The sequence below is a fragment of the Synechococcus sp. R6-10 genome (assembly GCF_047461815.1).
GTDB lineage: Bacteria > Cyanobacteriota > Cyanobacteriia > Thermostichales > Thermostichaceae > Thermostichus.
In genome coordinates this window covers 1-11,719 of the sequence record NZ_JANSHW010000012.1, presented here as the reverse complement: position 1 = coordinate 11,719, position 11,719 = coordinate 1, and the positions used below count along the sequence as shown (strand labels likewise).

Sequence of the window (11,719 nt, the reverse complement as noted above, 5' to 3'; positions counted from 1 at the left end):
AAATATGGTGGTGTTCACCTGGGGAGGGGGGGTGAGCCCGATGGCTTTGCAGCCAGGTCTGCATTGGGTGCCGCCTTTTGTCTCGCGCACGGTTACCTTCGATGTAAAAACGCAGGCCCTCACCTGGAAGGACAACGACCCGACTGCCTACGCGCCGCGGCTGGTGGCCCTTTCTCAGGATGGGCAGCAGATTGCGGCTGAGGCGACGCTGCAGTTTCGCATTGTGGACGCCCCCAAGGTCTATACGCAACTGGGGGAAAATTACCTGGATCGCATCGCCCCCATCGTCCGGTCGGTCATTCTGAATGAGACCAGCGGCTTTTCCGCCCAGGCTCTGTATTCTACCGAGCGTCCGCTGCTCCAGGGCCAAATCCGCGAACGGGTGGCTCTTCTGCTGAAGGAATACGGCATCGAGGTTTTGGATTTTCTGCTGCGGGATGTGGATTTCGATCCTGATTTCGTAGCGGCCATTGAGGCAAAGACCATTGCCGAAAATCAACTGGCGCAAAAGCAATTTGAGATCGAGCAGGCCCGCCAAGATGCCCGCGCCATCATTTCTCAAGCTGAGGCAGAAGCCGGTCAATTGAGAGCCAAAGCACAGGCCCTCACCCAAAATCCGCAGTACCTAGAGGTGGTCAAAGCCGCGGTACTGGGATCCCGTCTGGAAACTTTGATCACCAAATAACTCAACAGGAAATCAATCCTTTTAGCCTGTCCCCAATTTCCTCAGCTCTTCTCACCGACCCTAAAACGGGAGCAGCCGCCATGTATCCAACAGGAGAAGCACCCCACAGCAGAGCCGGTTGGCTAACCGCGGGAGGGATCGCCGTCTTGGCGGCCCTGGGAGTGCTCCGCGCTTGCCTGTACGTCACTTTGCCCGGACATGCCACTGTAGTTTTCAATACCTTTTCCGGGTTGCAGAAGGGGCGGGTGGAACTGCCAGGGGCCATCTTCCGGATCCCAGGGATCGAGACGCCGATCACCTACACCGTGCTCACCCGCGTTTGGGAGTTTACCAACGACCCCGCCTCGGCCAATGCCATCAGCAACGCCATCACCGTGAACACCGCCGATGGGCAAGCCTTTGCCATCGATGTAGCCATTGCCCTCAAGCCCAACCTCGCCACTTTGGACGAGCTGCACGCCAACATCGGCGAGAACTATCTTTCCACGGTGGTGGTGCCGGTGGTGCGCTCCAAAATCCGGGATATCTCCGCCTCTTTCAATTCGGAAGACTTTTACCGGAAAAGCCAGCGGGCTGCCATCGAACAACGAGCGCTGGACTTGATTCGCCAAGAGATGCCCACTGTCAACCGCGATGGCCAAACCCTGCCTCTGGTGCAGGTGGAGGGCCTGTTTCTGGGCAACCCCGATTTCCCACAAGCCTTAAGAGACTCGATTGAACGCAAACAGGTGGCCTCGATTACAGCACAAACGGCGGCAGTGCGGGCGCAAATTCAGGAAAAAGAGACCGAGCGGCTGCTGATCTTGGCGGCGGCCAACCAGCGGGCCATTGAGCTGAAAGGACAAGCGGCAGCGCAGAACGCGCAACTGGCGGATCTGCTGTTCTACGAGAAGCTGCAAGAGCGCATCCAAAACCCGACGGGCTCGCTGCCCCCTTTGCGCATCATCCGCGTCGAGGGAGATGCCACCGTGTTTCTCAATGTGGATCCCCATCAGGCAGCCCTGCAAAGAGGGCAGTAGGTTCAGCAAAGTTGCGGAGTACAGTCTTAAAAACCTGGGTGTAGAGTGTGTCTAGATACGAGGGCTGAGGGATGCCGTTTGAGTTCGTTGACATCCTACCGCCAGGGGTCTGGGCTGGGATCCCTCGTAGAGTTGCGCCGAATCCAACTCAGGGGGAAAGCTCGTACTCGATGCAAGGCTAGGTTTTACCGCCATGAACTCCCGCCTGACTCACACCCCCTTTCCCCGTCTAAACCCGAAGCTGGCGGAGGCGGATCATGTTTTGGTGGTGGACGATCAGGCCAGCAGCCGCCTCTACATCGGTGAGCTGTTGCGGTCGGCCCACTTCCGCGTGAGCGAGGCCACCAACGGCGAAGAGGCTTTGGAGGCTGTGGAGCGGCTTCGGCCAGACTTGGTGCTGTTGGATGTGCTGATGCCGAACATGAGCGGGTTTGATGTCTGCCGACAACTGAAAGCCAATGAGCTGACCCGCCTGATCCCCGTTGTGCTGATTACAGCCCTGACCGACCGCTCCAATCGCCTGATGGGGATGCAGGTGGGGGCCGACGACATTTTGACCAAGCCCTTCGATCACGTGGAGCTGCTGGCGCGGGTACGCTCATCCATCCACCAAAAGCGCTTGAACGAAGACCTGGATCACGCTGCCAGGGTGTTGTTTGCCATTGCCCGCGCTGTGGAGAGCCGGGATCCCACCACGGGTGACCATTGCGAACGCTTGGTGGCCATGGGGGAACAGTTTGGCCGTTACTTGGGGCTGTCTCGTCAACAGATCAAGGCCCTGCGCTGGGGCGGCTACCTGCACGACATCGGCAAAGTCGGGATCCCGGATGCGATTTTGTGCAAGCAGGGCAAGCATACCCCGGAAGAATGGGAGATCATGAAATCCCATGTGTTGATTGGCGAAGACATTTGTCGGGGCTTGCGCACCATGCAGGATGTGCTGCCGATCATCCGCCACCACCACGAGCGTTGGGATGGCAGCGGCTACCCGGATGGGCTGGCAGGCGAAGAGATCCCTCTGTTGGCCCGCGTCTTTCAGGTGATCGACATCTTCGACGCTCTGATCTCCCCTCGCCCCTACAAACCGGCCCTGACCGCCGAACAGGCCCTGGAAGTGCTGCGGGAGGAAACCCGCAAGGGCTGGCGGGATCCGAACTTGGTGCGCGAGTTTTGTGACTTTATGTTTGTTACGGCCTTTAATCTGCTGGAGGCGGGATAGGGGCTAGGGTTCCGGGCCAGGCTGGACAGGCAGCTTTTGGGGTTTGGGCGACGACAACTACTCCGGCCACCGGGATCCCGGCAGCGGCCAACACCTGCTGGGCGGCTTGAACGGTAGAGCCGGTGGTGTAGATGTCATCCACCAGCAACACCGGTGTGGCCGGAACTTGTTTCAGGGCAAAGGCCCCGGCCAAGTTGTGCTGTCGTTGCAGCGGGTTGAGCTCATGTTGAGCCGCTGTGGCCCGCACCCGCACCAGAGCCTCAGGCCAATGTCTCAGACCTGTCCGCTGGCAAAAGGCTTGGCTGATCAAGGCGGCTTGGTTGTAGCCCCGCTGCCGCAGCCGCTCTGCATGCAGAGGGATGGGCACCACCGTGTAGGCCCCAGGGGAGCCTAAAGAGGTGGACTGGCTTTCGACCCAACGGGATCCCAGCCATTCTCCCAAAACCGAGCCAATGCGCCGTTGTCCTTCGTACTTCAGGCAATAGATGGCCCTGCGCAGCGCCCCCCGGTGGATCCCCCAGGCGTAAAGTGGCCAAGGCGAGGTGGTGACTGGCCAAGTGGCAAGGCGCTCCGCCTGCAACCGCCTTTGACAGTCTTGACAGAACACGGCCTTGGCAGGGCGCCGGCAAAGCGGACATGGAGGCACAATCCACCAATCTAACCAGCCCATCGTCTGCTAGGGATCCTTTCTGGTGTGCAGAGTCTCCTAAAAAGCTGAGGCAAGGGGGGAACGAGGCCGAAATTCAGACTCGGCCAGGCTAACAGCCCAGCAGTCCATCCCCAAGTTGACGCTGGGATCCCGCCTTGCTAGGATTCAATATCGCCGGATAATTCAACCGGATAATTTAAAATTTAAGCCGTGACCTTCTCTACCAGCCCATGCCCACCATTCAGCAACTGATCCGTGAGGAGCGCAGCGTTGCCGCTCGCAAGACCAAGTCTCCTGCCCTGAAGGCTTGTCCACAGCGGCGGGGGGTTTGCACCCGAGTGTACACGACAACGCCCAAAAAGCCCAACTCGGCCCTGAGAAAAGTGGCTCGCGTTCGCCTCACTTCCGGCTTTGAGGTCACTGCCTACATTCCTGGCATCGGCCACAACCTGCAGGAGCACTCTGTGGTCATGATTCGCGGTGGGCGGGTTAAGGATTTGCCCGGCGTGCGTTACCACATTATCCGGGGCACCCTCGACGCTGCAGGGGTCAAAGACCGCAAGCAAGGCCGCTCCAAATACGGGGCGAAACGGCCCAAGCCGGGCCAAGCTCCAGCCGCCGCTGGCAAGAAAAAATAGCTTTGCCCTCACCCTCAACCCTCCATATCCCACTCGTCATCTTTCTTTCTGCCATCCCCATCTGAACAAGCAACCCAGCTCCTATGTCTCGCCGCAACCGTGCCCCTCGTCGTGATGTGCCCCCGGATCCCAAGTATGGGAGCCGTCTGGTTACCATGCTGATCCGCAAGTTGATGATGAGGGGTAAGGCATCCCTGGCTGCCAGGATCCTCTATGAAGCTCTGGACATTGTGCGGGAGCGCACTGGCCAAGACCCACTGCCCTTGCTGGAAAATGCTGTTCGCAACGCCACCCCACTGGTGGAGGTGAAAGCCCGCCGGGTGGGCGGAGCCACTTATCAGGTGCCTGTGGAGGTGAGAGGAGAACGGGGCACTTCCCTAGCGCTGCGCTGGTTGGTGACCTTTTCGCGCACTCGTCCAGGTCGCACCATGGCCGCCAAGTTGGCCAATGAGCTGATCGATGCAGCCAACGAAACCGGCAGCGCCATTCGGCGGCGAGAAGAGGTGCATCGCATGGCCGAGGCCAACAAAGCCTTTGCCCACTACCGCTACTGAATTAGCCTGGCGGAGCAGTGGAGACTTTTGGGATCCCTGTTCTGCCCAGCCCGAGTTCCAGCGAGGTGGAGAAAAATCGGCAAAAAAGATTAGAATTGTAAAGGATTTTTTAGTTTGCCCAAGTCGCAGGGCGACGAGGATTGGGAGGTTGACGTGGCACGCACAGTTCCCCTAGAACGAGTCCGAAACATCGGCATCGCGGCTCACATCGATGCTGGCAAGACCACGACCACAGAGCGGATTCTCTTCTACTCCGGTCTGGTGCACAAAATTGGCGAAGTTCACGACGGAACTGCGGTCACCGATTGGATGGCCCAGGAGCGGGAGCGGGGCATCACCATCACCGCTGCGGCCATCACCACCCGTTGGACTAAGCGGGATCCCGCAAATCCTTCCCAGCCCCTCTCCGGCGCACCGGAGTACACCATCAACATCATCGATACTCCTGGGCACGTCGATTTCACCATTGAAGTTGAGCGCTCCATGCGGGTGCTGGATGGGGTGATCGCCGTCTTTGACTCGGTGGGCGGCGTGCAACCTCAGTCTGAGACCGTCTGGCGGCAAGCCAATCGTTACAATGTGCCCCGCATTGCCTTCGTCAACAAAATGGATCGCATGGGGGCCAATTTCCTCAAGGTTTACAACCAGATCCGGGAGCGCCTCAAGGCCAATGCTGTGCCCATCCAACTGCCCATCGGTGCCGAAGACGGGTTTTGCGGCATTGTTGACTTGGTGCGGATGCAAGCCCGCATTTATATGGATGAGATCGGCAAAGACATTCGTCCGGCCCCCATCCCTGAGGAGATGAAAGATCTCGTGGCAGAGTATCGGGCCAAGCTGGTGGAAGCAGTGGCCGAGACGGACGAGGCTCTGATGGAGAAGTACTTCGCCGAAGAAGATCTGAGCGAAGCCGACTTGATGGCGGGTCTGCGCAAAGGCACGATCAGCGGCCAGATTGTGCCGATGCTGTGTGGCTCTGCCTTCAAGAACAAGGGAGTCCAGATGCTGCTGGATGCGGTGGTGGATTACCTACCCTCGCCTGTGGATATTCCGGCCATCAAGGGGGTGCTGCCAGATGGCTCAGAAGTGTCCCGCCGTGCCAGCGACGATGAGCCCTTCTCCGCCCTGGCCTTCAAGTTGATGAGTGATAAGTACGGGGATCTCACCTTTATTCGCGTCTACTCGGGGGTGTTGACCAAAGGTACTTATGTGCTCAACTCCACCAAGAACAAGAAGGAGCGAATTTCGCGGTTGGTGGTGCTGAAGGCCGATGAACGCTTGGACGTGGATGAGCTGCGGGCAGGAGATCTGGGAGCTGTGGTGGGCCTCAAGGACACCACCACCGGAGACACCCTCTGCGACGAAAATGCGCCGGTGATCCTGGAGTCTCTGTTTATCCCAGAGCCGGTGATCTCAGTAGCGGTAGAACCCAAAACCAAAGCCGATATCGATAAGCTCTCCAAGGCCCTGCAGGCCCTGGCCAAGGAGGATCCCACCTTCCGCGTGTCTGTGGATCCCGAGACCAATCAAACCATCATCTCTGGGATGGGCGAGCTGCACCTGGAGATCTTGGTGGATCGGATGCTGCGGGAGTTCAACGTAGAAGCCAATGTTGGCAACCCACAGGTGGCCTACCGCGAAACCATTCGCAAGCCGGTCAGCCGCGTGGAAGGCAAGTTTGTTCGCCAGAGCGGTGGCCGCGGCCAGTACGGCCATGTGGTTATCGACCTAGAGCCGGCGGAGCCGGGTACAGGGTTTGAGTTCGTTTCCAAAATTGTGGGTGGCGTTGTGCCCAAGGAATACATTGGGCCGGCTGAGCAAGGGATCCGAGAAGCCTGCGAATCCGGTGTGCTGGCGGGCTATCCCCTGATTGACATCCGCGCCACCCTGGTGGATGGCTCCTACCACGAGGTGGACTCCAGCGAAATGGCCTTCAAGATCGCCGGTTCGATGGCTCTGAAGGAGGCTGCTCGCAGGGCAAGCCCTACCCTGCTGGAGCCGATGATGAAGGTCGAGGTGGAAGTCCCTGAAGCCTTTGTGGGGGATGTCATCGGGGACATCAACGCCCGCCGCGGCCAGATGGAGGGGATGAATACAGAAGGCGGCATTACCAAAGTCAATGCCAAAGTTCCCTTGGCGGAGATGTTTGGCTATGCCACCGACATTCGCTCCAAGACCCAGGGTCGAGGCACCTTCACGATGGAGTTCAGCCACTACGAGGAAGTTCCTCGCAGTATCGCCGAAGCCATCATTGCCAAAAACAAAGGAAATGAGTAGCTGACTGAAACCAAAAAGGAAGTGACGATTCATGGCACGCGCTAAGTTTGAACGCACCAAACCCCATGTCAACGTTGGCACCATCGGCCATGTTGACCACGGCAAGACCACCCTGACGGCTGCCATCACCACCACCTTGGCTGCTTTGGGTCAGGCCACAGCCAAAAGGTACGATGAGATCGACGCAGCGCCAGAGGAAAAAGCTCGCGGCATTACCATCAACACCGCCCACGTCGAGTATCAGACTGCCAACCGTCACTACGCCCACGTGGATTGTCCCGGCCACGCCGACTACGTGAAGAACATGATCACAGGCGCGGCTCAGATGGATGGGGCCATCTTGGTGGTGTCTGCAGCTGATGGTCCCATGCCCCAAACACGGGAGCACATCCTGTTGGCCCGTCAGGTAGGGGTGCCCAGCTTGGTGGTCTTCCTAAACAAAGAAGACATGGTGGATGATCCAGAGTTGCTGGAGTTGGTGGAGCTGGAAGTGCGGGAGCTCCTCTCCAAATACGACTTCCCCGGCGACGACATCCCCATCATTAGAGGATCGGCGCTGAAAGCTCTGGAACGGATGACTGCCAACCCCAAAACCCAGCGGGGCGAAGATCCTTGGGTGGACAAAATCTATGAGCTGATGGATGCGGTAGACTCCTACATTCCCACGCCGGAGCGGGATGTGGACAAGCCCTTCCTGATGGCTGTGGAGGATGTCTTCTCGATTACTGGTCGGGGCACGGTGGCCACGGGCCGGATCGAGCGGGGCCGCATCAAAGTGGGCGAAACGGTGGAATTGGTGGGCCTGCGAGAAACTCGCTCCACCACCGTTACCGGCCTGGAGATGTTCCAGAAAACCCTCGACGAAGGGATTGCCGGCGACAACGTTGGTGTGCTGTTGCGGGGCATTCAGAAGAACGAAGTGGAGCGCGGCATGGTGCTGGCCAAGCCCAAGACCATTACTCCTCACACCAGCTTCGAGTCTGAGGTGTATGTCCTCAAGAAAGAAGAAGGAGGTCGCCACACGCCGTTCTTCGCCGGCTATCGTCCCCAATTCTACGTGCGCACCACCGATGTAACCGGCACCATCTCTTCCTTTACGGCTGATGACGGATCCCAGCCGGAGATGGTGATGCCCGGCGACCGCGTCAGGATGACGGTGGAGCTGATTCAGCCCATCGCCATCGAGCAGGGGATGCGCTTTGCCATTCGCGAGGGTGGCCGTACCGTCGGAGCGGGTGTTGTCTCCAAGATCCTGAAGTAAGCTGCTTTTTCTCGGCAGGGATTGAGTGCTGGCGGCCCCAGACCAACTCAGTTGCGATAGTGGCGCGGAGCACTTTCCCTGCTGACCTTTTCGAGTCCACCGTTCTCTGGATTGCTCTCCGGCCATGCCTACTTTGACCCAACAAAAAATTCGTATCCGCCTGAAGGCTTACGATCATCGGCTGCTGGATACTTCCTGCGACAAAATCGTGGATACGGCTCGTCGTACCGACGCCGTGCCGGTTGGCCCGATTCCTTTGCCTACTCGGCGCCGCATCTACTGTGTGCTGCGCTCCCCCCACACCGACAAGGACTCGCGGGAACATTTTGAAACCCGCACCCACCGGCGCATTATCGACATCTATTCCCCCTCTTCCAAAACCATCGATGCTCTCATGAAGCTGGATCTGCCGGCAGGGGTAGATATCGAGGTGAAGCTGTGATGGATCTGCAGGGATCCCCCGCTTTCGCAGTCATTTCGTAGAGCTTGGATGAGGGCAGCAGCGGGTGACAACATCGGTTGATCCGGTCGATCGCGATAGTGGTGCAGACCCCTCTCAGGGGTTGGCAACTCCAGGAGCGGCCCAATCCCCCATCCCGGTTTTGGTGGTGGGGGCCCTGGGCAAAATGGGGCGGGAGGTGGTGCGGGCCGTTGCCCAGACGCCCGACATGACCCTAGTGGGGGCAGTAGCCCGCTCGCAATTGGGCTCGGATATTGGCGAGGTGCTGGGCCTGGGATCCCTGGGGGTGGAGATTACCGACGACCTGCCGGGGCAGTTGCTGAGGTTGTCGCAGCGGAGCAGCCGCGGCGTGATGGTGGATTTTACCCATCCTCGGTCGGCCTTTGAACATGTTCGCTCGGCCATTGCCTTTGGCGTGCGCCCGGTGGTGGGGACGACGGGCCTGACGCCGGAGCAGGTGGAGCGGCTGCGGGATCTGGCGGACAAGTCGGGTGTGGGCTGTTTAATCGCGCCCAATTTTGCCATCGGCATGATTTTGCTGCAGCAGATGGCCCTGCAGGCGGCCCAGTATTTTGACCACGTTGAGATCATCGAGCTGCACCACAACCGCAAAGCGGATGCCCCCAGCGGCACGGCTCTACAGACGGCACAACGGCTGGGACAATTGGGCAAAACCTTTAACCCGCCCGTTCGCGACAGCGGGACGGAGTCCTCAGTGGAAGAAAAAGAGCTGATCCCCGGTGCGCGGGGAGGGATCCCCGGCCCCAACATCCCCATTCACAGCGTTCGTCTGCCGGGGTTGATTGCCCACCAGGAGGTCATCTTTGGTGGGATGGGGCAAACCCTCACGTTGAGACACGACACCACGGATCGGATAGCTTTTATGCCGGGAGTGATCCTGGGGATCCGCAAGGTGCTGCAGCTCAAAGGTTTGGTCTACGGGCTGGAGCAAGTGTTGAGCTAGCCGGTCAGGGGAGGGATCCCGGCCTCATCCAGAATGCGGGGGATGAGGTGCTCGGCTTTGACGGCCATCAGATGCACCCCATGGCAGATCTGGCGGGCCTGACGCACCTGTTCGGCGGCAATGCGGATCCCTTCTTCGAGGGGGTGGGCGGCGTTGGCCAGCCGCCGGATGATCCCGTCTGGGATCTTCACTCCTGGCAGGTTGCGGTTGATAAACTCGGCATTTTTGGCCGATTTGAGCAAAAAGATGCCGGCCAAAATGGGCTTGCCGGCGGGACGGCCCAACTTATCCATGAAGCGCTCCAGTTGCTCAAAGTCGGTAACCATCTGGCTTTGGAAAAATTGGGCCCCGTTTTCCAGCTTGCGGTGGAAGCGCCGCTCCAGGCCGGAAAAGCTGCCCGATTGGGGTTCTACCGCTGCCCCTGCCAACAGATGCGTGCCCCCATCCGGGAGAGGTTTGCCATTGCAATCTAGGCCGTTGTTCAGCCGTTGGATAAGCTGCAGCAGGCGCACCGATTCCAGATCGAACACGGCGCGGGCATCGGGGCAATCGCCGATGTGGATGGGATCCCCGGTGAGGGCCAACACATTGCGCAGGCCGAGAGCTGAGGCCCCCAACAGATCCCCCTGGAGGGCCAGGCGGTTGCGATCTCGACAGGCCAACTGCAGGATCGGTTCAACACCCGCCTGATGCAACAGCACCGAGGCCGCCAACGGGCTCATGCGGGCCATGGCTCGGTTGGAGTCCGTGATGTTGATGGCATGCACCCGCCCCTTGAGCTGCTGGGCCAAAGACAGCAGGGTGCTGGTGTCGGATCCCTTGGGGGGGGTAATCTCGGCGGTGAGCAGAAATTCCCCCCGCTGGATGGCCTGGGCGAAGCGGGACAGGGGAGGTGATGAGGGGATCAGGGCCACAATTCCTGAAGGAAAGGTAAAACGGCTGGCTTATTATCGACTTTTCCGGGAGGTTTTTCCAGACAGGGCGCCCTTTCTCAGAGCTTGGGCGAGGGAAGGGGGCTGGGCGGGGGCTGCACCCGCATTTCCCCCAGCCATATCTGGGGATCCCCCTGTTGCAGATGCTGCCGCCAATCTTGTGCGGCTGCAGGAGGGATCCCGTCCGGGCTTAAAGTCCAGCTCCAGCCGATCACCTGAGGCCAGCGCTGCGCCTCCAGACCTTCCAGCAGCGGTTGAGAGGTTGCTGAGCCCGGAGCCGGCCCGCGGATCACCACAGGCACTTCCGGGTTGAGGGCCTCAAGGCGGCGGTACAGCGGTTCAAAAGCGGCGGGATCCCCCGTTACCTGTAGGCTCAGCCAGTCCATCCCAGGGAAGTTAGCCCAGGCGGACACGGCCTCTGCATCTTCTCCGTCCAGCTCCACCACCCAGAGCAAATTGGCCGGGGACTCCGTCCCGCTAACGCGAACAGAGCGCAGGGTTTGCATCAGGTGTTGGTAGGCCCGTTGTTGCAGGGAGGACTCCGCACCGCTACCGCGAACGGGATCCCCGTCGCCAACAACGACGGCCAGGATGATGGGGGTGGCAAAGCGCTGGATCCCGCGGGCCCAAGAGCGCAAGGTCTCATCGTGATCCCCATTGGCCAAGGCAGAAAGTTGGGCTGGATCTAGCCGCAGGCGCAGGTAGGGGACTGAGCCGCTTTCCCGCAGGCGACTGGCCAACTGCTGTGGAAAGTCCTGGCGGGGATCCCAGAGGTGATCCACGGCTGCCCAGGCGGGGGGTTGACCGATGGCCTGGCGATAGGCGAGGAGTTGATCCCAAGTGGGAATGCCCGGCCAAGCGACCCCGTGATACAGCCGACCCGGAGGTGGCGGCAGCGGCCTACCCCGCAGAAAGGGGGCGGAATCGGGTGGGATTGGCGAGGTGAGAACAACCTCCAGCCGCAGCGGCGGCAAGACCTCACCGGCAGGGGGATGCGGCAGGGAGAAAGGGAGGATCCAACTGCGCTCCTGGAACTGGCCTCGGATGATCTGCTGAGGGTG

11 protein-coding genes and 1 pseudogene are annotated in these 11,719 nt (G+C 59.8%); 9 read left to right on the top strand and 3 right to left on the bottom strand.

Going from position 1 to position 11,719, the window contains the following annotated elements; all coding sequences use genetic code 11:
* From NW837_RS00375 to NW837_RS00365, 3 genes are all read left to right on the top strand, one after another.
* On the top strand, positions 1-685 hold a 685-nt coding region (locus NW837_RS00375; protein WP_414328733.1), incomplete at its 5' end, for a prohibitin family protein.
* 80 nt (positions 686-765) lie between these two features.
* Positions 766-1,704 (top strand): prohibitin family protein, encoded by a 939-nt coding sequence (locus NW837_RS00370; protein WP_414328732.1) that lies wholly within the window; start codon positions 766-768, stop codon positions 1,702-1,704.
* Between the two features lie 193 nt (positions 1,705-1,897).
* Entirely contained in the window at positions 1,898-2,923 is a 1,026-nt protein-coding gene (locus tag NW837_RS00365) for an HD-GYP domain-containing protein (RefSeq protein WP_414328730.1), read from the top strand.
* Here the strand turns inward: NW837_RS00365 and NW837_RS00360 are convergent.
* On the bottom strand, positions 2,901-3,593 hold the full coding sequence (locus NW837_RS00360) for a ComF family protein (protein WP_414328728.1): 693 nt from the start codon (positions 3,591-3,593) through the stop codon (positions 2,901-2,903). The two genes, NW837_RS00365 and NW837_RS00360, sit on opposite strands and share 23 nt — an antisense overlap.
* A 209-nt stretch (positions 3,594-3,802) precedes the next feature.
* On the opposite strand from NW837_RS00360, the gene rpsL reads away from it, so the two are divergent.
* The 6 genes from rpsL (at position 3,803) to dapB (ending at position 9,726) form a co-directional block, all read left to right on the top strand.
* On the top strand, positions 3,803-4,210 hold the full coding sequence (gene rpsL / locus NW837_RS00355; RefSeq protein WP_011432553.1) for a 30S ribosomal protein S12: 408 nt from the start codon (positions 3,803-3,805) through the stop codon (positions 4,208-4,210).
* Positions 4,211-4,293: 83 nt separating this feature from the next.
* A complete protein-coding gene (rpsG, locus tag NW837_RS00350) occupies positions 4,294-4,764 on the top strand; it encodes a 30S ribosomal protein S7 (RefSeq protein ID WP_011432554.1) in 471 nt (156 codons plus the stop codon).
* 153 nt (positions 4,765-4,917) lie between these two features.
* Positions 4,918-7,041 carry an elongation factor G gene (gene fusA / locus NW837_RS00345; RefSeq protein ID WP_011432555.1) on the top strand — a complete coding sequence of 708 codons (2,124 nt, stop codon included), beginning with the start codon at positions 4,918-4,920 and terminating at the stop codon, positions 7,039-7,041.
* A gap of 31 nt (positions 7,042-7,072) precedes the next feature.
* A complete protein-coding gene (gene tuf, locus NW837_RS00340; protein WP_414328727.1) occupies positions 7,073-8,302 on the top strand; it encodes an elongation factor Tu in 1,230 nt (409 codons plus the stop codon).
* Positions 8,303-8,426: 124 nt separating this feature from the next.
* Entirely contained in the window at positions 8,427-8,744 is a 318-nt protein-coding gene (gene rpsJ, locus NW837_RS00335; protein WP_414328725.1) for a 30S ribosomal protein S10, read from the top strand.
* Positions 8,745-8,865: 121 nt separating this feature from the next.
* The gene (gene dapB / locus NW837_RS00330) at positions 8,866-9,726 is read left to right on the top strand and encodes a 4-hydroxy-tetrahydrodipicolinate reductase (RefSeq protein ID WP_414328734.1); all 861 of its coding nucleotides are present in this window, start codon (positions 8,866-8,868) and stop codon (positions 9,724-9,726) included.
* Here the strand turns inward: dapB and NW837_RS00325 are convergent.
* Together NW837_RS00325 and NW837_RS00320 are read right to left on the bottom strand one after the other, a co-directional pair.
* Positions 9,723-10,640, bottom strand: coding sequence for a methylenetetrahydrofolate reductase (locus tag NW837_RS00325; protein ID WP_414328724.1), 918 nt, complete (start codon positions 10,638-10,640; stop codon positions 9,723-9,725). The two genes, dapB and NW837_RS00325, sit on opposite strands and share 4 nt — an antisense overlap.
* Before the next feature lie 77 nt (positions 10,641-10,717).
* Positions 10,718-11,719, bottom strand: a pseudogene (locus NW837_RS00320) (hypothetical protein); the annotation flags it as partial.